The 24,015-nt window shown below is 66.5% G+C and carries 18 protein-coding genes and 4 pseudogenes; 6 read left to right on the top strand and 16 right to left on the bottom strand.

Translation table 11 applies throughout. The annotated features are described in order from the left end of the window. Nucleotides 1-8: 8 nt before the first annotated feature. A complete protein-coding gene (gene rpmF / locus GKE62_RS16980; protein WP_154693258.1) occupies nt 9-188 on the bottom strand; it encodes a 50S ribosomal protein L32 in 180 nt (59 codons plus the stop codon). 390 nt (nt 189-578) lie between these two features. Here rpmF and GKE62_RS16975 point away from each other — a divergent pair. Then, nucleotides 579-976: pseudogene (locus tag GKE62_RS16975) on the top strand (MAPEG family protein). Between the two features lie 15 nt (nt 977-991). Here the strand turns inward: GKE62_RS16975 and GKE62_RS19895 are convergent. Together GKE62_RS19895 and GKE62_RS16970 are read right to left on the bottom strand one after the other, a co-directional pair. After that, on the bottom strand, nt 992-1,336 hold the full coding sequence (locus GKE62_RS19895) for an alkaline phosphatase PhoX (protein ID WP_370516114.1): 345 nt from the start codon (nt 1,334-1,336) through the stop codon (nt 992-994). 142 nt (nt 1,337-1,478) lie between these two features. After that, a pseudogene (locus GKE62_RS16970) lies at nt 1,479-3,119 on the bottom strand (PhoX family phosphatase); the annotation flags it as partial. Nucleotides 3,120-3,196: 77 nt separating this feature from the next. Between GKE62_RS16970 and GKE62_RS19890 the strand changes: the two are divergent. Then, entirely contained in the window at nt 3,197-3,352 is a 156-nt protein-coding gene (locus tag GKE62_RS19890; RefSeq protein WP_370516019.1) for a hypothetical protein, read from the top strand. A 262-nt stretch (nt 3,353-3,614) separates the two neighbouring features. On the opposite strand, the gene GKE62_RS16965 is transcribed toward GKE62_RS19890, so the two are convergent. Both GKE62_RS16965 and GKE62_RS16960 read right to left on the bottom strand, forming a co-directional pair. After that, entirely contained in the window at nt 3,615-4,280 is a 666-nt protein-coding gene (locus GKE62_RS16965) for an MBL fold metallo-hydrolase (RefSeq protein WP_154693257.1), read from the bottom strand. A gap of 84 nt (nt 4,281-4,364) precedes the next feature. Continuing rightward, nucleotides 4,365-5,021, bottom strand: coding sequence for a S24 family peptidase (locus tag GKE62_RS16960; protein ID WP_154693256.1), 657 nt, complete (start codon nt 5,019-5,021; stop codon nt 4,365-4,367). A 119-nt stretch (nt 5,022-5,140) separates the two neighbouring features. Here GKE62_RS16960 and GKE62_RS16955 point away from each other — a divergent pair, with 119 nt between their 5' ends. Together GKE62_RS16955 and GKE62_RS16950 are read left to right on the top strand one after the other, a co-directional pair. Continuing rightward, complete coding sequence (locus GKE62_RS16955) at nt 5,141-5,329, top strand: hypothetical protein (RefSeq protein ID WP_154693255.1); 189 nt, start codon at nt 5,141-5,143, stop codon at nt 5,327-5,329. Beyond that, nucleotides 5,319-5,666: a hypothetical protein gene (locus GKE62_RS16950; RefSeq protein ID WP_230206785.1), complete on the top strand. Its 348-nt coding sequence runs from the start codon at nt 5,319-5,321 to the stop codon at nt 5,664-5,666. Before GKE62_RS16955 ends, GKE62_RS16950 begins: the two co-directional genes overlap by 11 nt. Nucleotides 5,667-5,735: 69 nt before the next feature. Here the strand turns inward: GKE62_RS16950 and GKE62_RS16945 are convergent, their stop codons facing one another. From GKE62_RS16945 to GKE62_RS16915, 8 genes and pseudogenes are all read right to left on the bottom strand, one after another. Then, nucleotides 5,736-6,104, bottom strand: a complete 369-nt coding sequence (locus tag GKE62_RS16945) for a VOC family protein (protein WP_230206784.1) — start codon at nt 6,102-6,104, stop codon at nt 5,736-5,738. 8 nt (nt 6,105-6,112) lie between these two features. Beyond that, the gene (locus GKE62_RS16940; protein WP_154693253.1) at nt 6,113-10,750 is read right to left on the bottom strand and encodes an LVIVD repeat-containing protein; all 4,638 of its coding nucleotides are present in this window, start codon (nt 10,748-10,750) and stop codon (nt 6,113-6,115) included. Between the two features lie 3 nt (nt 10,751-10,753). Beyond that, nucleotides 10,754-12,655: a hypothetical protein gene (locus tag GKE62_RS16935; RefSeq protein WP_370516113.1), complete on the bottom strand. Its 1,902-nt coding sequence runs from the start codon at nt 12,653-12,655 to the stop codon at nt 10,754-10,756. A 389-nt stretch (nt 12,656-13,044) separates the two neighbouring features. Continuing rightward, entirely contained in the window at nt 13,045-15,033 is a 1,989-nt protein-coding gene (locus tag GKE62_RS16930) for a heme-binding protein (RefSeq protein WP_154693252.1), read from the bottom strand. A 1-nt stretch (nt 15,034) separates the two neighbouring features. Then, entirely contained in the window at nt 15,035-15,922 is an 888-nt protein-coding gene (locus tag GKE62_RS16925; RefSeq protein ID WP_370516018.1) for a hypothetical protein, read from the bottom strand. Then, nucleotides 15,919-16,464 (bottom strand): hypothetical protein, encoded by a 546-nt coding sequence (locus GKE62_RS19885; RefSeq protein WP_370516017.1) that lies wholly within the window; start codon nt 16,462-16,464, stop codon nt 15,919-15,921. The genes GKE62_RS16925 and GKE62_RS19885 overlap by 4 nt, the downstream gene beginning before the upstream one ends. Nucleotides 16,465-16,661: 197 nt before the next feature. Then, nucleotides 16,662-19,395, bottom strand: a pseudogene (secA, locus tag GKE62_RS16920) (preprotein translocase subunit SecA). A 96-nt stretch (nt 19,396-19,491) separates the two neighbouring features. Further along, nucleotides 19,492-19,737 carry a hypothetical protein gene (locus GKE62_RS16915; RefSeq protein ID WP_195908494.1) on the bottom strand — a complete coding sequence of 82 codons (246 nt, stop codon included), beginning with the start codon at nt 19,735-19,737 and terminating at the stop codon, nt 19,492-19,494. A 194-nt stretch (nt 19,738-19,931) separates the two neighbouring features. Between GKE62_RS16915 and argJ the strand changes: the two genes are divergently transcribed. Continuing rightward, nucleotides 19,932-21,164 carry a bifunctional glutamate N-acetyltransferase/amino-acid acetyltransferase ArgJ gene (argJ, locus tag GKE62_RS16910; protein ID WP_154693250.1) on the top strand — a complete coding sequence of 411 codons (1,233 nt, stop codon included), beginning with the start codon at nt 19,932-19,934 and terminating at the stop codon, nt 21,162-21,164. Next, nucleotides 21,161-21,982, top strand: a complete 822-nt coding sequence (locus GKE62_RS16905) for an inositol monophosphatase (protein WP_370516016.1) — start codon at nt 21,161-21,163, stop codon at nt 21,980-21,982. The genes argJ and GKE62_RS16905 overlap by 4 nt, the downstream gene beginning before the upstream one ends. Here GKE62_RS16905 and GKE62_RS16900 read toward each other — a convergent pair. From GKE62_RS16900 to plsY, 3 genes and pseudogenes are all read right to left on the bottom strand, one after another. Further along, on the bottom strand, nt 21,979-22,335 hold the full coding sequence (locus GKE62_RS16900; protein ID WP_154693249.1) for a hypothetical protein: 357 nt from the start codon (nt 22,333-22,335) through the stop codon (nt 21,979-21,981). The genes GKE62_RS16905 and GKE62_RS16900 overlap by 4 nt on opposite strands. Continuing rightward, nucleotides 22,336-23,441 (bottom strand): annotated as a pseudogene (gene dprA / locus GKE62_RS16895) (DNA-processing protein DprA). It abuts the gene before it with no gap. After that, the gene (plsY, locus tag GKE62_RS16890) at nt 23,434-24,015 is read right to left on the bottom strand and encodes a glycerol-3-phosphate 1-O-acyltransferase PlsY (RefSeq protein ID WP_154693248.1); all 582 of its coding nucleotides are present in this window, start codon (nt 24,013-24,015) and stop codon (nt 23,434-23,436) included. Before plsY ends, dprA begins: the two are co-directional and overlap by 8 nt.

Below are 24,015 nucleotides of genomic sequence, written 5' to 3'. Positions count from 1 at the left end.
GGTCGGGCTCAGAGCCCGACGGCGACGATTTCGCGGCCGTTGTAGTGCCCGCAGGCGTTGCACAGGTTGTGCGGCCGCTTGAGCTCGCCGCAGTTGCTGCATTCGTGGAACGCGGCGACCGTCAGCGCATCGTGGCTGCGGCGCATGCCCCGGCGTGAGGGCGAGGTTTTTCTTTTGGGGACGGCCATTGCGGAACCTGTTCTGTGCGGTCTGAGCGATTGTTACACTGGCGCGATAGGCGGTTCCCCGATGCTGCACAAGTCCGCGGACCTTCGGGCGAAGGACGCTGCGGACGAGCGGCGGCGATGGAGTCGGCCCACGCGGGCGAAGGCGCGCCTATACGGATTTTTGGGCACGTTGCAAGGTAGGGCGAACTCTGTTCCTCCCCGGCACGGAAAGGTGGGGCGCTCCAGGCGTAACGGAGGGGGTTCGCGGCGCAACGCAACGCCCTGGCTAGCCGCAGCCACCATAGTCAGTCCAAGTGGGCTGCCACTCCCCATGGTGGGAAGCACCGAGTTAGCCTTTCGACAAGCTCAGGACGAACGGTTAAGGGGGGAGACAAGAGGGGGATCATTCACATGCCAATATTGCTGCCTGCCACGCTATCCGCCGCCGCCAGCCTCGCGCTCGTCAACATTTGGCTGAGCATGCGCATCGGCCGGGTCCGCACGACGCAGAAGATCAGCATCGGCGACGGCGGCAACGATTTGCTCGCCCGGCGGATGCGCGCGCAATTGAACTTCGCCGAGAACACCCCCTAGTGCTGGTCCTGATCGCCGCGATCGAGATCGCCGGGCGTGGCGGGATGTGGCTGAAGGCCGTGGGCGCGGTATATGCGCTGGGGCGCGTCGCCCACGGCATCGGCATGGACGGCGCAGCGTTCGGCCAGGGCCGGATGATCGGCACGCTGATCACGATGCTGACCCTGTTGGGGCTGGCGGTGGTGGCCGTTCTGGTGGTGGCGGGGACGATCTAGCCGCCCATTCGCCCGCTAAAGCCCGATCACGCCGCCGTCGGTCCGCGTGATCACGATCGTGGCTGAGCGCGGGCGGCCCGATGCTGGGCCCGTCTGGCTCTGCGGCCAATTGCTGGTCGGCGAGCTGGCCGCGCCGTTCTCGCCCGGGTGCTGGATGTTGACGAACAGCGCGCGGCCGTCGAGGGTGCTGTCGAGCCCGGTAATCTCGCATTCCTTCGGGCCGACCAGGAATCGGCGCAAGTTGCCGCCCGGGGCCGCGCCGATGCGGGTGGTCTGGTTTCCGCTGGTGCTGCCGATGGTATTGGTGAGCGTCCGCGTTCCGCCGTCGCCGACCGTTCCTGGCTGGCCGCACAGCAACATGCAGTTGGTTACGTCCGTGTAGGCGCCGTCGTCGGTCTCGATCCACAGTAGTGGCTTGACCAACCCGCTCGCATTCTGCGGCCGCGCGGAACCACAGCCCGTCGGGCGAGGAGAAATCGTTGCTGTCGTCGAGGCCGGACAGGTTGATGTTGGTCGCGTCGAGATCGCGGCCCGCGCCGAAGGCGTAGATGTCCCAGGTGAAACCCGTCGCCTCGGTGGTGTCGCCAGTCTCGCGCAGGCGGATGATATGGCCGTTGGCGTTGCCGTTGGTCGCGCCGCCGGTGGTCTTGGGGTCGGTATAGGCACGCGGATTGGCGGCGTCGGTCCCGGCGACGGTGCGCGACGAGTTGTTGGTCAACGTCAGATAGATCTCGCCGGTGGCGGGGTTGACCGCGGTCCATTCGGGCCGGTCCATCCGTGTCGCGCCGAGCGCGTCGCCGGCCAGGCGGGCGTTGATCAGGACGTCGGCCTGGTCGGCGAACGAATAGGCGGCGTTGGCGCTGGTCAGAGGACCCGTGCCGAAAGTGAGCGCGAGCCATTGCCCGCTGCCGTCGGCGTTGAACTTGGCGACGTAGAGCGTGCCGGCATCGAGATATTTGTCGCCGGTGGCCAGGCGATTGCTCGCACCGGCATCGCCGCTCGACCAGGCGTTGGCCGAGACGAACTTGTAGAGATACTCGTTCTGGGCATCGTCGCCCATGTACCAGGCAGGCTTGGTCCCGGCCACGAAGCGCCCGGGCCAGGCGCCTTCGTGGTTCATTCGGCCCAGCGCGGTGCGCTTGCGCGGAACCGAGGCGGGATCGTAGGGATCGATTTCCACCACCCAGCCGTACTGGAAGATCTCGTTGCGGAAATCGCCGGCGCCGTCGGCCGGCTTGGCCGGGTCGAGCGTGATGCTGAATTTGGCGATGCCGGTGTCGCCCGCTACCGGCGGCACGGCGGTGGTCCAGCCGTAATTGCCCGCCGCCGCCGCGCCGCGGCCATAGCGCGCGAGCGAAACCTGCTGCTTGGGCAAAAGCGTCACGCGCGCGGCGAGATCCGAGGCGTCGCGACGGAAATAGCCGACCCAGTTCTCCTCGCAGGTCATGTACGTCCCCCACGGGGTGTAGCCGTTGGCGCAGTTGTTGATCGTCCCGCGCCCCATCGTCGCGTCGGGCGAGAACGCGGTCTTGAGCGTCGCCGCACCGCGCGCCGGACCGGCGATCTGAATCGGGGTGAGCGGGGTGATCCGCCTATTGAAGCTCGATCCGGGGCGGTAGGCCCACGCTCCCATGCCATCGCGCGCGACCTCGATCACGCTGACGCCGTGCGCCTCGATCTCCTTGATCACCTCGGCGTAGGGCCGCACGCCGCCGCTGCTCGTCGGACCCGATGGATGGAGGTAGGCCTGGGTGATGTTCTCGTGGTTGAGCGCAAGTAGGCCGCGTTCGTTGGCGCTGGCATCGGGCGTGCCACCGCTCGATAGTCCGAAAAAGTACATCCCGTCGTGGTGATCGCCCGCGCGGTTGGCGAAATCGGTATCGCTGCCGGCGTTGCCATAGGCCGCCGCGGCGGCGCTGATCGGATCGCCGAGGCGGTAGAGCACGGTTACCTGGTATCCAGCCGGGACGGTGACCACGTCGGCCAGGCTCTTGGCCACCGCGGAGAAGCCCAGCGTCGCCGGATTGACCCGCACAGCGGTGATCGCGCTGGCGACACGCCCGCCGGCGGTGGTGGCGTTGAGCTGGAAGGTCAGGTCGGTCGCCGCGGTCACGCTGGGCGCGACAAAGCTCGTCTGGGCCATCGAGTCGGTCGCGAGGGCAACGGTCGGACCCGACAACTGTACCCATTTGACCGAGGTACTGGCCATCAGAATCGACCGTGGCGCTGAGCATCACCAGTCGGCCAGAGCTGGTGGCAATGCTGCTGCCCGGAGTGACTGTGACCGGCGGACCCGATCCCACGCTGCCATCGCCTCCACAAGCGGCCAGCATGCTTGCGGAAACCGCGGCGGACACGCTGCCGACCAGCGTTTGACGGCGCGAATAGCGCTCGGAGACGATGCACTCGAGCGTGGGGCTGTCCGAGCGGTTGGTGTCGATGTCCCCGTCGTCGTAGCCGCAGATCGTCAGCGAATCGGTCATGGCATGTCCCCAAAGCTAGTGTCGGGGTCGCGCTATGCGGGCGATGTGACAGGGCGATGCCGGTTTGGTGGCGGATCGGTTACAAGTTCAAGTGGTCGCGATGCCGGAGATCGCAGGGGTGACGGGGGCGGGTCTAACCACCCAATCAACTGCCGTCACGCCAACGCATAATCGCTGACATAGGCATTGGTCTTCCGCTCCATACCGAACGTGCTCGTCGGGCCATGGCCTGGCACGAAGGTCACGTCGTTGCCCAGCGGCCACAGCTTCTTGGTGATCGAATCGATGAGGTCCTGGTGGTTGCCCTGGGGAAAGTCGGTCCGCCCGATCGAACCCTGGAACAGCACGTCGCCAACGATCGCGAAATGGCATTCGGGCGAGTGGAACACGACGTGGCCAGGGGTGTGGCCCGGGCAATGGATGACGTTGAGCGTCACTTCGCCCACGGTAACGGTGTCACCGTCGACCAGCCAGCGGTCGGGCTCGAACACCTCGCCCTCCATACCATAGCGCGCGCCGGCCTCGGCGAGCCCGGCGATCCAGAAGCGGTCGGCCTCGTGCGGGCCTTCGATCGGTACGCCCATTTCCTTTGCCAGCACGCCGGCTTGCCCGCAGTGGTCCATGTGGCCGTGGGTGACGAGGATCTTCTCCAGCGTCACTCCGGTCTTTTCCAGCGCTTGTCTGAGCCGCGGCAGGTCGCCGCCGGGATCGACGAACGCGCCGCGCATCGTCTTGGTGCACCAGATCAGCGAGCAGTTCTGCTGGAACGCGGTGACCGGGACGATCGCGGCCTGGAGTGGAGGTTTTGCGGTATCGGACATGGGGCGGATGTGGCGGCTCGCCGAGAGATTTGCAACGCCAGTCGCTGTCGCACCGCACCACGCCCGCCTCGTAGAGCTCGCAATTTAGAGCCGCCCGCCCTTCCACACCACGCGGCCGAGAATCTCGACTTCGCCCGCCGCGCGCTCGATCTCGGGATAAGCTCGGTTGTCGCTGATCAGGCGCAAGGCGTCGCCCGCGCGGTCGACGCGCTTGACCAGCAACACATCGTCGAGCCGCAGCACGTAGATTCCGGCGCGCAACGGGCGCGGGGTGCGGTCGACCAGGATTTCGTCGCCATCGCGCAGCGTCGGCTCCATCGAATCGCCCTCGACCTCGATCGCGCTGAGCATGGCCGCGTCGAGCCCGTGGGCCTTTAGCCAGCGAGCGGAGAAGCGCAGTTGCCCTACCGGTGCCTCGCTCTCGGCCAGCGCCCCTGGTCCCGCCGAGGCGCCCAGCGGGAGACGGGGGACGTCGGCCCATTCGGATCGGAGTCGACGCTGGCCGATGTAAGGTGCGATTACCCCGCCCTCTCCCGCGCCGCCCAATTCGGACTCATCGACACCGAAGAACCGCGCCAGCGTGCGCCGGTCGCCTTCTTCCAGTTTGCGCGGGCTGCCCTTGCGGACGAACTGCTGGAGATAGCTGGGATTGCGACCCAGCAGCGCGGACAATCCGGACAGGCTGACGCCCTGGGCATCGACCAGCTCCATCAGGCGGACGCGGGCATCGGCTGCGGGCATGAAAATTCTCTTACGCGAAGGATTTTTCCTAGACAAGTAGGATTTTGCAGATGAATTTAGGATTATTCCGATTCGCTGGTTGGATCGGCATCGCGCCAAAGTAGGGAGATTGAGGTCTGATGCTGATCCGCGACATCGAGCGATTCCTGCGCCGATCGGGCCTTGCCCCGACCACCTTCGGGCGTCTCGCCGCGTCCGATCCACGACTGGTGTTCGACCTGCGCAATGGTCGCGAGCCGCGCAAAGGGCTGAGAATACGCGTGGAACATTTCATGAACACTTTTGGAGATGCGCACCGTGCGAGCTGATCAACCGCCGACCCGCCTTTCGCGCCGCACGCCGGCAAACCGCCTCCTCGCCGCGCTGCACGATCTTGGCGACGGGTCTGGAATTGTCCTGCGCCATGAAGAGCGGCGGTGGGCGAGCATCACCTTCGCCGGAAGCCGCCATGCCCTGACCTTGCGCTTTGCGGGAGGTGATGCGGTCGCGGCAGGCGAGCGCCTGATCGCCGCATTGCCCGAGCATGAGTTCGCCATTCCCGGTCGGCTGATCGCCGACGCCACGATTGTTGCGGTGCGCCATGTCCTGCTGCCGGAGCCGAACATGGAGATCGATTGCGAAGTGTTGATGCTGGACGAGGATTGAGCTGGGCGGCGGCGCGAGAGTGCGATTGGCTCTTAACCTGAGGTATGATCGGAAGATGGGAGTGCCGTTTTACGGTACTTCCTCTGCGATCAATTCGATCCGGTTGCCGAACGGATCGTCGACATAGATGCGAGCCGATCCTTCGAAAGGTCCGTCCTCACGGACCGTGCAGCCCGCCTGCCGCAACCCGGCGACCAGCGCTCCGAACTCGGACACCCGCAACGCCGGATGTGCCTTCTTCGCGGGGCGAAAGTCTGCGTCCACCCCCAGGTGGAGCCGCACTCCGTCGCTGCGGAACCAGCAACCGCCTCGCGCAGCCAGTTCCGCTGGCTTGGGCTCCTCGATCATTCCCAGCAAATCGCAGTAGAAACCGCGCGCAGCGTGCTCGCCGCCGGCCGGCATCGCGAGCTGGACGTGATCGAACAGGGTCGGTGGCACCCGCGCGCCTACTTCATCGAACGTGCGCGATCCGCCCCTGGTTTTCCGGCGGATTTCGCCAGGAGCGGCGGAGCCTTTGGCCCGACCCACAAGCTCATATCGATCGCGTTGCTGACCTTGTAGGTCGCGCGGCGGCTGTTCAGGAACAGCGTCTCCATCTCGGGCCGGTTGAACGGGCGTGAGCCGAGACGGCCGAACACCGCCATTTGCCCACCGGTCTCATCGACACCGCGGTCGCGATCGAGACCCTTGGACATCGCCAGCGCCGGGCTGGGTGTGCGCGCCCAAGAGATCAGCTCGGGATGGGGTTCCGGCGCGAAGCCATAGAGGTTGGGCTGGTTCTCGAAGCTGGCGAGCTGGATCACCTTGAGGCCGTTGCGACCGTCGGCGACGTAGGCGAACGGGCTGGCGTTGGTCGAGCCGACGATCACGTCTTCCGCGTCGTTAAGCTGCCCGTCGGCGGTGTATTTCATGTAGATTGCTGGCCGCTCGGGCGCGGTGACATCGACGATCACCAACCCTTCCGCCTTGGCTGCGACATAGGCGTACGTGCGCGCGACATAGACCTTGCGGGCATCGGCCAGCGGCACCGTTGCTTGCGGGATTGCGCGCGGCTGGGCCAGTTCGGTGACGTCGAACAGCTCGAGACCGTTTGCGGTGGTCACCCACAGATAGCGGAACTGGATTGCGCTGGCGCGGCCGTCGTTGAGCGGCACGACCGAGGTCACCTGCGGATCGAGACAAGTCTCCCCGCCGGCCTTCTCGCTGACCTCGCACGGCGCCTGCGGCGACCACGGCTTGGTCAGGTGGACGGTGACCAGCGCGGTCGGCGTGGTGATGTAGGCGTAGTCGCCCGCCAGGGTGATGTGGCGCGCCCCGTTGAGCACCCCGTCCGGATTAAAGGTGAGCGCGCGGCGGAAGAAGTTATTGCGGAACTCGCCGTCGGCCAGCGTATCGACGTTGACCGCGATAAGGCCTTCGCTGGCGTCGGTGACAAACGCATAGCTGTAGATCGGGCTGAAGGGCTGCTCCTGGTTGGCCGCGCGCAGCTCTGGTGTGTTGCGCGTCGGCGCGATCGCCTGGTTGGTCGGCAGCGCCATGCAGGTGGCGTTGGTGGTCTTGACGTGAGTGTCGTGGCCCAGCGACGAGAACGGAGCCTTCACGATCTTCTCGGAGAAGCCTTTATTGCCGACGCTGGCGATGTCGTAGGCGCGGAAGCCCCCAGTGCCCTCGGCAACGAACATGTATTCGCCGCGCATCTGCAGGCAGCGGACTGCATCGCCCGTGCCTTCGACTGTGTTGAAGAACGCCTCGCGCCCGGTGCTCTCGCCCGATAGCTTGCCATCGACGATCTTGCCGCGGGTCCAGTTCTTGAGTTCGCGGTTGTTCTTCTCGACGTGCAGTTTGTAGAAGTCGGGATAGGCGTAACGGTGCAGATAGCTGCCGATCACCGCCTGCGGTTCGTCCCATTCGGTCACGCGCACCGCCTCGAACCCGCCCTGCAGGCCGACCATCGCGTTCATGCCGACGAAGTTCACGTAGTTGGTGCCGAGCAGCAGCAGTTGCGACATGATCGCGTTGTTGTCGTCGTTCTGCGAGAGATGGCAGTCGGTGCACTGCTTGGTCTCGTTGAGCCGGACGGTGTGCGGGAAGTGCGGGGCGAACGCCTGCGAGGAATAGCCGATCGCCGAGATCGGCGGTTGCTGGACGTAGATCCGCTCGCGGTTGATGTTGGTCGAGCTGAGGATCAGCGCGGAGGTGGATCGGATCGGCGCGATAATCGACTTGGCCGGGTCGGAACCCGAAACCTTGGTCGTCATGTGCTTGCCGAGCTGGAACATGTCGTCGCGCGCGACCTGCGGGTTATAGCTCGCGTAGTTGCGGGTGTAATCTTCCTCGTACTTGTGGACCGCCGACTTCCAGTTGGCCTCGATCGGCAGGTGGCAGCCCGCGCAGCTCGTGGTCCACGCCAAGTGGCACGTAAAGCAGGCCATGTCGTCGTCGGGGTGGGCACGCTCGCTCTTCGGAATCGCGGTGCCGAACTTGTAAACGCCATCCTCGCTGGCCGACTTGGCCATCAGTTTCGCGCGCGCCGCCTTGGGATTGAAGATCGGCTTGCCGAGGTCGTCGGTCATGCCCTGGTACCGGGCATCGACCGAGTCCTTGACCAGGCTGACCCGCCACGACTTGTCGGGATCGATGATCGAGCGCTGGACGAGCACGCGGCGCCCGGTCTTGGGTTCGCGGAACCACTCGAACCGGCGCTGGCCATCCATGTTGCGGATAAGCGCGAGGTTGTGCCCCTCGGGCGGCGCCGCGAGGTTGCTGGTCATCAGCGTCGGGTAGGCATCGGGCGTGCCGTGACAGTCCTTGCAGCCGATCTCGATCGCATTGGCGACTTCGGTGTAGATCAACCCGTTGCCGTGGCTGTCTTGCGCAAAGTGGCAATCGGCGCACTGCATTCCGAGCTGGGCATGGATGTCCATCATGTGGACCGACTTGCCCGGATTGGGTCCGGCATCCACGAACTTGCCCTCGCCTGCCTTACGGAACTTCTCGGGATCGGCAGGATCGACGATGTGCGCGGTGTCGGTGCCGTAGGTCGCCATATCGCCCTCGGCATCGAGCAGGTTGCCGCGGCGGTCGCGCTTGAGGATCGCGCGGAAGTTCCAGCCGTGGCCGTGGTAGTCGGCCCACTGCGTGGCGGTGGCCGAGGCGTTGAGATCATAGACGTTGCGCAGGAATTCCACGTCGCGCCACAGCCCGTGGGTGCTGGCCGCCTCGGGATTGCGGTCGAGCGCCTCGCGCGCCTGTGACGCGGTCGGGTAGAACTGCTTCTTGAACACGCGGGTGTAGTCTTCGTCAGACATGCCCGGCGGCTTGGGAGTGCGGTTCTCCGGCCCAGCCCACATCAGCGGCGCGTCGGATTCGTAATCCCACATGATGTAACCCAGGTACGTATTCAGGAAGATATTGGGCTGATGCATGTGGCAGTTCATGCATTGCGCGGTGGGGATCGCGCGGGTGAAGCCGTGGACCAGGGGATGGCCGCGCTCACGCTCCTGCATCGTGATCGGACCATCGTGGGAGTCGCCCTCGTTTCCGACGTCGGCCGCTGGCTTGCCGTGCTCGTCGAGACCGGCAGTAGCGTGCGCCTCGCTGGCGCTCATCTCATGGCCAGCCATCGTCCCGTGTGGCGCGGCACCTTCAGCAGAGGCGAACACCTCGAGCTGGTTGGCCGACGCGATGGCCTTGCGACAATCGGCGTCCATCGTGACCGAATTAACCGGATCGCTGGCGTCTCCGCCCAGATATCGACCGTCGTGATGCTCTCCCTCGCCGCCCTCTCCGTGCTTCTTGCCGGTAAGGACTGTTCCGGGAAGCAAAGCGTGGTGCTCTTCCTCGCCCGCCACATAAGTGCCGTAGCCGCCCGAGCGGTGGCCGCCTTCGCGCAGCGAATTGATGGTCGGATCGACCGTCACCGTCTGCCCGTCGCGCCCGCACTTGCCGTAGTTCAGCGAATGGCGCGGCTCGCGATCGTTGGCGTAGATGACGTGGCAGCTGGCGCAGCCGGAGGTTCGGTAATCGCCTGGTTGATCGTTGGTCCCCATTTGCCAGAGGAACGGGTCGTTGAGCCGGGTCTTGTGGACGTTGAGGATCGGGATCGCGACGCGCAGCCCGGTCGACGGGCCGCGGTTCGACTGCTTGAGATCGGGCCGGCCCGGTTCCTCGAGCTTTTGAATGATCCCGCCGATGTTGGGCAGGCCGATTTCCGGAAACTGCGGGTTGATCGTGCGGCCACCGTCCTCGAACACACGGAAGATGTCGCCCGGCGGCACGGTGTTCCACGTCGGCAGCGGATAGAGGATCGGCAGCGCGCCGCGCGCCTTCTCGGCGTCGGTGACGGTGCCGAACATCGGCTTGCCGTCCTCGCCCAACCTGCTCGAGGGCGACTTGAGCACCGCCGGTTCGCCCGCGCGGTTGTAGCTTTCGCCGAAGATGTAGTTCTTGAACGGCACGATGCCGTTGTTGTACGCGGCCCCGCCCCACAGCATCGCGCCGGTGGTCATGATCGAGCGTTCCGACGCCTCGATGATTTCCATGTGGCACGCCCCGCACGCCTCGCGCGCGACCCGGTAGTCCGACGGGTTGACGAAACGGATGAACTCGGGCGCCTCGCGCGAGATCAGCGCGTAGCTGCGCTTGGGATTGGCGGACTTTGGCCATTCCCAGGCGACCGGATATTTCGGCAGGACGTGCGCTTCGCGCAGTGCGCCCTGGTAATCGAGGCTGTTCTTGGCCCAGTTGCGGTCCGCGACGATCTTCTCGTTGCCGCCGTGGCAATCGGTGCAGGCGAGCACCACCGCCGGGCTGGCGTGCATGGTCTTGTGGTCGGAGGCGGTGTGGCAGCTAACGCAACCGTTGTTCTTGGCGTCGACATAGGCCCACTGCGCCTCGGCGGTCTCGCCCGGCTGGCCGCGCGGAGCGCTGGGCGCGCGGGTGTATTTGATGTCCTGCGCCTTCTCCAGTTCCGACGCGCGAAGCGCCGCCGGCACGAGCACGGTCAGCGCCGCCAGCAGCAGCGCCAGCCATAGCAAGGGCCGGTTGCGGCGTGAAACGACGGGGGAAAGGAGCGTTGCGGTCATTGTTCAGAAGGCCACGATGAAGTTGCCGAGCACGGAATAGAATTTCCCTTCCTTGCCCTGCTTGGCGAACAGGTCCTTGAAGCCCTTGCTCGGCTGCAGGACCGCGCCCGACAGACGCAGGACGACGTTCTGCGAAGCCAGCGGCCGCCAGATCGCCGCCGCAGAAAGATCCCAGCCGATCGACTTGGGGATCGATCCCTCGACCCGCAGCGCTTGCAACGTGGCGGTATTGGCGAACGACAGGTGGTTGACGTTGCCCGAAAGGCGAAAGGTGGGGGTCAGATCGGCATCCGCGCCGACCCCGGCCAGGATGAATCCGGGATTGTTGAAGTTCGACTGGCCCTGTTCCTTGGAACTGCGCAGCGATGGCAGCAGTCCATTGCGCCCGTTGAGCCCGATCGCGCGTCCGCCCCCTGCGAACGGGATCGTCTGGCGGATCCAGTAGCTGGTGTCGGCACCCGCGAAGATCGGGTTCTCGTTGATCGCGTCGAAGCCGGTTTCCTTGTTGTCGTACGGCTTGCTGTCGCCGCTGGCATAGAGCCCGGAGACGCGGAAGCGCAGGAAATCGTAGTCGTAGCTGGCCTCGGCGGCGGCGAGGAAGGCCTGAATCTTGGCCTTCTCCGAATTGAAGAAGTTGTTCCGGTCCTCGCCGAACGCGCCATAGAGCTGGCTGGTCAGGTTGATCCGGCCGATGTGGCCGTCGGTGGCATACCCGACATAGACCACGTCGTAATTGCGCCCGCGCAAGTTGCCGAGCAGCGCCGGGCGCGTCGGGAAACCGTTGTCGTCGATCTCGACGTGGTTCTTCTCGCGGTTCATGTTGTAGGTGACCGAGACCTGGCTGGTCAGGCCGACGACCGGGAAATCCTGGCGGAACATGTTGGCGAGGAAAATGTAGTCATGGCGCGGGGTCTGGACCACCGAGTTCAGCCCCGAGTTGGTGTCTTTCTCCAGCCGCCGGATCGCGGCGAGGTTGAACTGCAGGCGGTTGTTGTCGCGGTTGCCGAACAGGCGGATGCCGAGGTTCTCGTCCTGGAACAGAAAGCCGCGGAAATCCTGCTGGAACGGCTGGATGCCCACACGCAAGCTGAAGAAATCGAAACGCGAATTGTCGTATTTGCCCAGATGGTAGTCGATGAAGGCTTCCTGCACCCCGACGAAGTGGTCGAGGCGGTCGCTGTTCTTCGACGGCTTGACGTTGAGCACGCGCCGTTCGGGCACATTGACGTAGTTGACCTGCGTCGCCAGCGTCAGCCGATATTCGACGATCGGCGGCTTGAACACGGTCTGCCCCTTGAGCAGCGAGACCCCGGTGATGAAGGTCTGCGCCAGGACCAGCGAATGCGGATTGCCGAACGTGTCGTCCGAACCGGGCCGGTCGGTGGTCTGGTTGCCGACCGGGATGGGGAAGCTGCGCGGCTCGACGATGGTGTCCGAGATCGCGTTGACGATGAAGAACCAGTCGTTGCCCTTGAGGAAGCCGGGCTTGTCCTTGGCCGGGATCGGCTTGTCGCCCTTGAGGACGTTGTGGTGGAACGGATCCAGCGTCGAGTGGCAAACGGCCCTGAGGTTGGGATAGAGCGTGTAGATCGACCGGTCACCGCCGCTGGGGCACAGCGACGAGGTGATCCGCCAGCGATCGGGCACCGCCACATTCATCTCGGTGCGCTCGATCCCGTCGGGATAGACCTCGCCTTCTTTGCCGTAGAACGCCTCGGGCGGCGGCGGGCGGACGGCGCCGGTGTTCATCTGCTCGATCCGCTCGGGCAGGTCCTTCTGGAACCCGGGACGGCGGCGGCCTTCGAGTAGCGCGTTTTCGGGCGTGATCGGCGGCGCGGCCTCGGCCTCCGCGCGGGTATTCATCGGCGCGGCGGCGGTGGTCGCCGCCGGTGTGGGCTCGGCCATCGGCTGCGCGCCCGCTTCCTGGGCCTGCGCGGTGATCATGACGGGTGCGAGAGCAGCGGCTGCCCTGTCATCCTCGCCTGCCGCGAAATCGAAGGCCAACTGGCGCGGCTGGCGCGCCTTGGCCCGTTCCGCCGCGCTGGGAAACGCGAGGACGGGTTCCGCGGCCGGTTTCGCCGCGACCGTTTCGGCTACGACCGGATCGGCCACGATGGGCGGGGCGGCGGCGAACTGGATCGAGGGCAGCACGGTCGGGGCGAGCAGCCCGGTGCCCGTCGCCACGGCCGGATTGCCCGCCGACGGCGGGACGACCGGCAGCGAAACGGCCGCGTCGGCTCCCGTGCTGCCGGCCAGGCCGAGCAGCGGCGCGAGGATCGAGGCGACCGTGTCGATCATAGGCCCTCGCAGACGTTTTGCTGGGTGGTGTCGAGGAACGGCGCGAACGGGCAGTTGACGTAGCGCAGCCGCGTGTTGGTGCCCGGCGGAATCACGGTGTCGGCGCGAATGTTCTTCGGCGCGTTGCCAAGCCCGTTGCCCGCGCGCGCGCCGCCGTTGTTGGCCCCGCCCAGGAAGCTGATCATGTCGTCCTGATCGATGCCGTCACCCGAAATGCCGACCCCGCCTACGAGCACGCCGTTGCGGTAGAGCGGCGATGCGCCGGGAAAGATCTGGATGCCGTTGGCGAGCCGGTTGGGCGATCCGGCCGTTGCCGGGGCAGCGGTGCAGCCAACCGGGGTATCTGCATTGGCGCCAAGAATGAAACCCGCGTGCTGCAACAGGTTTCCGGCGATGAGCTGGGTCTGGAGACCCGTGGCAAATGGATTGAAATCCTCGATCGGCTGCGCGAGCGGCCCCGGCGGGGTGCCGACCTGGCCGTCGGGGTAGTACGGGCGTTCGAGCAGCCCTTCGGCGCGGTCGGAGAAGGCGATGGCTCCGGTCAGCGCAGTCGCGTCGCCCAGGAACGTGCGCACGCGGGTGACGAAGCTGCCCAGCCCCGCGGCGGTCAGATCGCTCGCCGCGAACTTGCTGGAGAAGAAATTGACCGTTCGGGCCTTTTGCAGCGAGACGTCGGCGCCGAAGATCGGCGCGTCGGGCGAGCGGATCATGCCCAGGATCGCGCCGTTGGTGTCGACGACGCTGATGTTGACCTGGATACGGCTGTCGAGCGGCTGGCGGATCTGCGCACGGCCGCGCGCCATCACGTTGAACGCTTCTTCGAGCACTGCGCGGACGTCCGCCGCGCTGAGCGGGGTAGTGGCGACGGTCGCCGCGTCGGTCGCGGCGCGAGGCGGATAGCGGTTGGCGCCGGCGCCATCGGTGAACACGTAGATGTCGCGGTTGGTGTATTCGGCTGCCGTCGACTGGCGCACGCCCGACGCCTCGGTGCCATAGACCGACCCGGCGACGATCGCACCCGCGTTGTACCCGGTAACCGGAACCAGCGCGCCCGCGGTGCCGTTGACCGCGGCGAAGTTGGTCTGAAGCGTGGCCAGGCCGCCGATCCGCGCGTCCGAAAAGCGCAGCAGGGTGCCGTCGACGCTGATCTTGTCCGCCAGGATCAGGTCGGCGGGGGCGAAGCCCTGGATGCCCGCCAGTGCGATGAATTCCTCGGCATCGGTGTCGGTGTCGAGGATCGTTGGATCGAAGCCGTAGTCGCCGTCGCCGACCACGCCGATCCCGCCGACGATCACTCCGTTTTTGTACAGCGGAAACCCGCCCGCATCGGCGGCAAGGCCCAGTGGGGTGCGCTTGGGCCCGACCAGCGCCGCCGCCCCGCCCGCGCTGTTGAAGCGGGTGTTGAAATCCGAACACGGCAGCGAACTGAACTGGACCCCGAACAATGGTCCGGACTCCAGCCCGGGCGTGGTCGGCGCGGGCGGGAAGTGCTGCTGGACGATCTGGCTGGCGGTGCGAGTCGAGAACGCATTGCCACCGCTCGACAGGTACGCGCCGGTCACCGCCTTGGCGATCGCCGCCGCGGTCGCGGGCACGTCGAGGCCCTGGGCTTCGACCGGCGGATTGTTGATCGTGCTATTGAACGAGATGAACTGGCTGGTCTTGGTCGTCGCGCGCGCGCCGTTCATCCGGAACACGCCGAGGACGTTGCCGACCCGGTCGACCACCGCGATCACCGACGGGAGGTTGCGCGCCTGCGCCTCGCCCACCGCCTGGGCGATTACCTTCTGGACGTCCGCCACGCTCAGCGATTCCGGGGCTGGATCGCTGAACAGCCGCGACGGAGTCGTCGAGGTCGGGGTCGGCGATGGGGCCGGGCCGCCAACGCCGTTGCCACTGCCTCCCCCGCCGCCACAGCCCGCCAGGACGAGCGAAAGCGCGGCTGCCACCGCGGTCGTATTGGAAAACGCGGCCCTGAAATTCATCTCAGCGAAGGCTCCGGATACTGGCGACGGCGCCCCCCAATGCGCGGCGGAAAGCCGCCGGCTGGAACCCGTTGGGCTCGCGCACCGCGGCATAGGCCTGGTTGATCCGGCTGCGCAGGCCCTTCGCCGCGCCTTCCGAAACTGCGCCCTGATTGACCAAGCCGTTGAGCAGCGTGTCGATCGCCATCACCGACTGCACGGCGCCTTCGTAATCGGTGAAGCGCGCGGCGATGGCATCGCTGGCGATGGTGTTCATCACCGCAAACGTTTGTTCACGGCTGAACGAGGTTCCGGCAAACCGGTCGGACAGCGCATCGGCGGTCTGACGCAGCGCCCCTGCGGTCTGCACCGCCTGGCTCCGGCCCTGGCCCATCGCGGCGTGGAACGCCTTGCTCCGCGCATCGAACTGGCCCGCCAGATCGGGCGCCGCGACCCGCGCCGCGGCGAGCAGCATGATCATGTTCTCGTCGTTGTAGGGCGGCATCCCGGCCTGGATCGGCCGGCCGGGATTGGCCTGCGCGGTGATCGCCCCGTCCGAGTTGTCGTAGATTCGGCGGTGACAGCTATGGCAGTCGTAGAAGTAAAACTCGGGAAACACCCCTTCCATCGCCAGGCCCGGCTGGCTGAACAACGTCAGGCTGCGCTTGACCGCCTCGGCCTGGCCGACCGCCCAGTTGCGCATCGCGTTGGTCTTGCCCTTGCGCTGGGCATAGTCGGCGTCCTCGGTCCAGTGCTGCTGGAGTGTCGAGAACAGATCCATCTCGAACGACACCCGCGGGTGGCCCGCGGCCATGATCGAGTGCTTGACGAACTGGCCCTGGCCGTCGCCCGACAGGTGGCAGTCGAGGCACACGCCGGCGCGCGCCTTGGGATTGGTCAGGTCGGTCATGCCCTGGCTGACGTTGCGCGCATGGCTCGCGCCGACGGTGTAGTGGGTCGAAATCCACCCCCGGCGGCGCCGTGGCAGGTTTCGCAATCGACGCCTTCGTTGATGCGCTTGGCCGCGGGCGCGCTGTGGCAGCCGAGGCATTCGGTGCGCACGCCCTCTTCGCTGAGACCCATGCGGCGGATGATCGCCTGGCCGCGGGCTTCGCGGATCACCCGATAGGCCCGGCTGTGTGCGCCGGAGGGTGAGGATTCCTCCTGCCAGCGCAGGATCTCGTTCTGGCTGACCGGAGTGCCGTCGCCGATCGAGCGGCCGTGGCAGGTCGATCCGGCGCAGCTGGCGACGCCCATGTGGGTGCGGCGCACGTCGCCGCCCGATCCCTGCTCGGCGTTCAAGGGACTGGGCGCGATCAGGAACGCGGCGGCGAGCGCGCACAGCGCCATGCCCAGACACCCGGCGATCGCCATCGCCGTGCCCCGCGGAAGCTTGCGTAGCGTGCGCAGCAGCACGCTCACAGCATTCGACGAATCGATATGACCCTGCATCGCCCCCTCGTTTCCCGATCGCCCGGACCTTTTGGCCGGACCCTCGGTAATATCCAGCGATGCGACCCCGTTTCGTCAGGGTCTAGGCGAACCTTGGGCGGCTGTTCAAGCCTTCAAATGACAGTGCGGTCTCAAAAAAGTGCCTTTCCGTCGCCGATTAGCCGCTGTGCCTCACGAAACGGCGGGGTCGGGCACGATCAGGCGAGCGCGCCGTGGCAATGCTTGTACTTCTGCCCCGAGCCGCATGGGCACGGTGCATTCCGGCTTATTCCGCTGTCCGCGTAAGGATCGTCGCCCACCTCGGCGGTGCTCGCCGAACCCCCAGCGAGCGCCCCCAGCATCGCCGCGGCGCCCGGAACCTGCGGCACGCGCGAATCGTCCTCGCCGGTGAACGGATCGATGTGCCCGGTTAGGAAATCCGGCAGTTCGGGAAGCTCGAAGTCTTCCGGCCGGGCCAGGCGAAACTCGCTGGTGGTGAGAATGCGGGTCACGTCCTCGCGAATCGCCTCGAGCATCTTTTCGAACAACCCGAACGCTTCCTGCTTGTATTCGCTGATCGGTTGCTTTTGCGCATAGGCGCGCAGGAACACCACTTGGCGCAGCGCGTCGAGCGTCGCGAGATGCTCCTTCCAGTGGTGATCCAGCCGTTCGAGCAGGATCGCCTTTTCCAGGTTCTTCCACGACCGTTCGTCGAGCTCCGCGATCTTTGCCGCCATCTTGGCGTCGGCCGCCCTGGCGATCCGTTCGTCGATGATCTGCGGCTCGAGCCCGTCCTCCTCCATCCACTGCTCGAGCGGAAGGTCCAAACCCACGACGTCAGCGACGCGCGCCTTGAGGCCCTCGATATCCCATTGCTCGGGATACGACCCGGGCGGGCAGGCCTCGCCCACCAGTGCGTTGACCGTGTCCTGGCGCATGTCGAGAACGACGTCGTCGACCGCGTCGGCGTCCATGATGTCGGCGCGCTGCTCGTAGATCACCTTGCGCTGATCGTTCATCACGTCGTCGTATTCGACGACCTGCTTGCGCACGTCGTAGTTGCGCGCCTCGACCTTCTTCTGCGCGGTCTCGATCGCCTTCGACAGCCAGCGCGAGCCGATCGCCTCGCCATCGGCGAGGTTGGAGTTCATCATCTTGGCGAACAGCGTGTCCGGCCCGAAGATGCGCAGCAGGTCGTCCTCCAGGCACAGATAGAACCGCGATAGGCCGGGGTCGCCCTGACGCCCTGAGCGACCGCGCAACTGGTTGTCGATCCGGCGCGATTCGTGGCGTTCGGTCCCCAGCACGAACAGACCCCCGGCTTCGAGCACCTGCGCCTTTTCGAGCGCGATCTCCTCGCGCAGCCGCTCGACCGCTGCCTCGCGCTCGGGACCCTCCGGCATCTCGCCGAGCTCGTCCTCGAGCCTGAATTCAAAGTTGCCGCCAAGCTGGATGTCGGTCCCGCGTCCGGCCATATTGGTGGCGATGGTGACCGCTCCCAGCCGTCCGGCCTGCGCGACGATCCGCGCCTCCATCTCGTGGAAGCGGGCGTTAAGGACGCTGTGCTTGACCCCCTCGGCGGTGAGGAATTCGCTGAGCAATTCGGACTTCTCGATCGAGACCGTGCCGACCAGCACCGGCTGGCCGATCGCGTTCTTTTCCGCAATGGCCTTGGCGATCGCCTGGAACTTGTCCTGCGTGTTCTTGTAGAACTCGTCCTCCTCGTCGACCCGGCGGATGGGCACGTTGGTCGGGATCGTGACGACGTTCATCTTGTAGATATCGAAGAATTCGGCCGCTTCGGTCGCGGCGGTGCCGGTCATGCCCGAAAGCTTGGGGTACATCCGGAAGTAGTTCTGGAAAGTGATCGAGGCCATCGTCTGGTTCTCAGGCTCGATCTTGACGCCCTCCTTGGCCTCGACCGCCTGGTGCAGTCCGTTCGACCAGCGCCGCCCGTCCATCATCCGCCCGGTGAACTCGTCGATGATGACGATCTTCTCGTCCTTGACGATATAGTCGATGTCGCGCTTGAACATTACGTTGGCGCGCAAGCTCTGATCGAGGTGATGGACCACCTGGGTGTTCTCGACGTCGTAGAGGTTGCTGCCTTCTAGCAGCCCGGCTTCTTCGAGCTGGCGTTCGGCCCACTCGACTCCGTCTTCGGTCAGGCTGATGTTCTTGGTCTTCTCGTCGGCCTCGTAGAGCTCCTTGGGCAGGCGCTTCACCACCGCATCGACCTGAAGATAGAGGTCGCTCTTGTCGTCGGTCGGGCCGCTGATGATCAACGGGGTGCGCGCCTCGTCGATCAGGGATCGAATCGACTTCGTCAACGATCGCGTAGTTGAACGGCCGGTGGACCATCTGGCTCCGCTCGTGTTTCATATTGTCACGCAGGTAATCGAAGCCGAGCTCGTTGTTTGTCGCATAAGTGATGTCCGCATCGTAGGCGGCGCGGCGCTCTTCTTCGTTGAGATTGGGCACGATCACGCCCACAGTCAGGCCGAGATAGGTGTAGATTTGCCCCATCCAGCCGGCGTCGCGGCGGGCGAGGTAATCGTTGACGGTGACGACGTGGACGCCCTTGCCTTCCAGCGCGTTGAGGTAGACCGCCAGCGTCGCGACCAGGGTCTTGCCCTCGCCCGTGCGCATCTCGGCGATCTCACCGCGATGGAGCACGATCCCGCCGATCATCTGGACATCGAAGTGCCGCATTCCCAGCACACGCCGCGACGCTTCGCGGACGGTTGCGAAGGCTTCGGGCAGGATGTCGTCGAGCTTCGTTCCGGCGGCCAGTTGTTCACGGAACTTTGCGGTCTGACCGCGCAGTTCCTCTTCGGAAAAGGCTTCGAGCGCGGGTTCGTAGGCGGCGATCTGGCGGACCAGCTTGTCCAGTGACTTGACGTAGCGGTCGTTGGACGAGCCGAAGAGCGATTTGGCGAGGGCGCCGAGCATGGGCGGACTTTCTGATTGTGTCTGGGAAGAATGCGAAGGTGCGCCGGCAGGTGGCCGGCGGCGGGTCGCAACGACGATGGTAATGGACGCGCCGCGCTATTCGCGCGCGCGGTCGCCGAACTGGATCGAAGGGATCAGGACGATCGTGGTGACCGGCGGCTTTGGTTTCGGCGGTGCGCGGTCCGACCGTTCGGTTCCGGTGCGCGCCCGCACTTCGGCGGCGGCATAGGCCACAGCGGCGATACCGCTTGCACCCTCTACCCGCTCGACCCCGGCGGTGTCGGGCGCGGCGATCCGGGCCTGGACGGGCGCCGCGCCAAAGCCCGCGAGGAGTGCGAGCATCGTCAGGATAAGGCGCACGGTTCGGTCCACGGCGCTGAAGATAGGCGCTCGGCCCTCAACCGTCCATGGTCAATCGCATGATCTGCCGTCACTTTCGCGCCCGGGCATCATCATCAAGCTCGAATTCGGCCGCGCGGGAGTTTTGCGCGCCTTGTGGTTGAAGCCCGGACGGCGGAGCCCTATGCGCCGCGGCCATGTCCGACGCAGTTTCCCCCCTCGCCCAGCCCTTCCCGGCGATGCCCAAAATCACGGGAGTGACGCCACGCGTGGCGCGCGCCGGGTACAAGGACTGGGGCCGCTGCGACCTCACCTACATCGAACTGTGCCCAGGCACCGCGGTCGCGGGGGTGTTCACCCGGAACGTCTGTTGTTCGAGCGAGGTGGAACTGGGACGCGAACAGGTCAAGGCGGGCGCGGCGCGGGCACTGGTCGTCAATGCTGGGAACGCCAACGCCTTCACCGGCTATCGCGGACGCGAAGCGGTAGAGGCGATCATGGCGCAGGTCGCCACGCACCTCGGTTGTGCCCCGAGCGAGGTTTTCGTCTCGTCCACTGGGGTGATCGGAGTGCCGCTGCCGAAGGAAAAGGCGCGAGCAGGGGTTGCGAAGGCGCTCGATCTCGCGACCCCGCAATGCACCTGGGAGGATGCCGCGCGGACCATCGGCACCACCGACACCTTTCCCAAGGGCGCGACCGCCAGCGCGGCGATCGGGGACGCGACCGTCCATCTCTCGGCGATCGTCAAGGGCAGCGGCATGATCGCGCCCGACATGGCGACGATGCTCGGCTATATCTTCACCGACGCGGCGGTCGCGCCAGCTTTCCTCCAGGAACTGTTGTCCGCCGCCAACCGCGACACTTTCAACTGCATCACGGTCGATAGCGACACCTCGACCAGCGACACCGTGCTCGCCTTTGCGACCGGCCAGGCTAGCAACGCGCCGCTCGTTTCGTTCGACAGCCCCGGTGCCGACGCCTTCGCCGCCGCCCTGCACGATGTTTGCCGCCAGCTCGCCCACCTCGTGGTCCGCGACGGCGAAGGCGCGCGCAAGTTCATCGCGATCGCGGTGAGCGGGGCGACAAGCGACGACAGCGCCCGCCGCGTCGGCCTCGCCATCGCCAACTCGCCATTGGTCAAGACCGCCATCGCGGGGGGCGACGCTAACTGGGGCCGGGTGGTGATGGCGGTGGGCAAAGCCGGCGAGCCCGCCGACCGCGACAGGTTGTCGATCGGCTTCGGCGGCGTATGGGCCGCGCGCGACGGCCAGCCGCTGGCCGACTATGACGAGGCGCCGGTCGCCGCGCATCTCGCGGGCTCGGAGATCACGATCGAAGTCGATCTCGGCCTCGGCGAAGGCCGCTCCACGGTGTGGACCTGCGACCTCACTCACGGCTACATCTCGATCAACGCGGACTATCGGAGTTGAGCCCTGCCCTGACGGGAGCCGTTCACGCCGTGATGCGCGAGGCGACCGAGCGCGCGATCCTGCCGCGCTATCGCACGCTCGCCGCGCACGAGATCGTGACGAAGTCCGGCAAGGGCGAGCTGACCGATTTGGTCACCATCGCCGATGGCGAGGCCGAGGCGATCCTGGGCGAGGGTCTCGCCCGGCTTCTGCCCGAAGCCGCGATCGTCGGAGAGGAGGCGGCGCACGCCGATCCTGGGGTTTTCGCGCGGCTGGGCGACGCCTTGTGCTGGATTGTCGACCCGCTCGACGGGACCAACAACTTCGCCGAAGGCAAGCCGCCGTTCGGCATCCTGATCGCGCTAACCGAGAGCGGTGAAACCATCGCGGGGTGGCTCTACGATTGCCTGAGCGGTCGCTTCTGTCATGCAACGCGCAGGGGTGGCGCATTCGTCGATGGCGAACGCGTGGCCGCGCGCACTACCGGCGCAACCCCGCCGGTCGCGGCCAATTCGCTGGTCTACATGAGCCCCGAACGCCGCGGCGCGGTCCAGCGCGAGATCGCCCCGCACTATACCCTGGTCGATATTCCGCGCTGCGCTGCCGAGCAGTACCCGCGGCTGGTGCTGGCGCAGAACGACGTGGCGATATTCGAGCGGACGTTGCCGTGGGACCATGCCGCCGGGGTGCTGTTCGTCAACGAGGCCGGGGGCAAGGCGGCGCGGCCCGACGGCAGCGCCTATCGTGTGGACGACCACGCCCGGTCGGGATTGATCGGCGCGTCGAGTCCAGCGCTGTGGGAAGAGATGGCGAAGCGGCTGCGGCGGCTTGACGACTAGGCCGCGGGCAACTTGCGCCAGGCGACCGCGAACAGCGCCGCCAGCAGCACGTCGATCGCGGCGAACCCCGCCACCACCCCTTCGAGACGCCCCAACGCGAACAGCGTAAGCGCGGGAATCGCGAACACCAGCTTTTCCAAGATCGCCAGCGGCATCAGCGCCCGATAGCGGAGCGGGTCGCCGCCGATGATCCAGAACACGCCCTGGAACACCAGCGCAAGGCCCAGGAAACCAAGATTGATCTCGACCCGCGCGCCCGCGGGCGGGGGGATCAGGTAGAGGGGCGTAAGGACGATTGCGCCATAGATCGCGGCCCCGCGATAGACTCGGCGTGCGAACCCCGCGCCAGCCATCTACGCCGCCAGGCTGACCCGCGCGCCCGTGTGGCGCACCAGCCGTCCGGCCAGTTCGAGTTCGAGCAGCGCGAGGTGGACCGCCGCCGGGACTTCGCCGCTTTGGCAGATGATTTCGTCCACCGCGACCGGGGCGCGGGTCAGCAGACCGTCGATATCGGCCGAAGTGTCGCCAAGCGTCCCGTCGGTAGCGTCAAGCACGCCATAGTCCGCGGCATTGTCGCGAAAGGTCGAGCGGGGGTGCCGGCAAACCCTTCGATCAGTTCTATGACGTCATCGGCCGACTGGACCAGCACCGCGCCGTCGCGGATCAGCTGGTTGCAGCCTTGGCTGCGCGGCTCCAGCGGTGAGCCGGGAATGGCCATGACCTCGCGCCCGGCCTCGCCCGCCAGCCGCGCGGTGATCAGCGAGCCCGAGCGTGGCGCGGCCTCGACCACCACGGTCCCCGCGGCGAGTCCGGCAATGATCCGATTGCGCGAAGGAAAGTGGCGCGCGAGCGGTTCGGTGCCGGGCGGTTGCTCGGCGATCAACAGGCCCTGCCTGGCGACCTGTTCCTGCAGGTCGGCATGTTCTGGCGGGTAGGCGATGTCGATCCCGCTGGCGATCACGCCGATGGTTCGGCCTGCCCCGTTCAACGCCCCGCGATGCGCCGCGCCATCGATCCCCCGCGCGAGTCCGGAGACGACCGCGAACCCCGCCTCGGACAGCGCCGTCGCGAAATCGCGCGCCAGCTTGACCGCCTTGCGCGCGCCGACGATGGCAGCGCAAGGCCGCCGTGCAATCGCCCCGTCGCCGCGCACGATCAGCCCCGGCGGGGCGCTGTCGAGTTCGCCCAGGAGGGTGGGATACTCGCCCGAATCGTGGAACAGATAGCGCGCGCCAGCGCCGCGCACTGCCTTCACCTCGGCCTCGATCCGGGCTTCCGCTGCCGGCCGATAGGGCGCGCCGCCGCGTGAGGCGAGGTCGGGCACGGCCGCAAGCGCCCGCTCCGCGTCGCCGAAGCGGCGGAGCAACTGGCGATAGCTGACCGGGCCGATGTTGGGCGAGCGGAGCAGGCGGATGCGGGCAAACGCTTCGTCCTGCCCCAGCGTCGCCGCTTCAGCCATGCTCGCCCACTTTCGCCTCGGTCCCCGCGCGCAGCCGCGCGATGTTGCCGCGGTGAAGCCACAGGATCAGCGCGGCGACGAGCGCCAGCGCGGGTACGAATTCGCCATGACCGAGCACCGCCGCCGCGATCGGCGCGGCGAGCGCGGCGGACATGCCAGCGAGCGAGGAAATCCTGCTAAGCCCGAAGACCCCGAACCAGACGACCGCGTAGGCCAGCCAGATCGGCCAGGCGAGCGCAAGACATACGCCCGCGAGCGTCGCCACGCCCTTGCCGCCACGAAAGCCGAGCCAGACCGGAAAACAGTGGCCGACCACGGCGGCGAGCGCGGCCCATGGCGCTCCGGGCGGAAACAGGCGCCAGGCGATCACCACCGCGGCCGCGCCCTTGAGCAGATCGAGAACCAGCGTCGCCACCGCCAGGCCTTTGCGCCCGGTGCGCAGCACGTTGGTCGCGCCGATGTTGCCCGAGCCGACGGTGCGCAGATCCTGGGTCCCGCCCAGCCGGGTCAGCAGCAGTCCGAACGGGATCGAGCCAAGCAGATAAGCGATGGCGATAACGGCTAGCAAATCCAT

The organism is Novosphingobium sp. Gsoil 351 (assembly GCF_009707465.1).
Classification (GTDB): Bacteria; Pseudomonadota; Alphaproteobacteria; order Sphingomonadales; family Sphingomonadaceae; genus Novosphingobium.
Note: the sequence above shows the minus strand (reverse complement) of the source record. Positions and strands in the feature narration are given on the sequence as shown.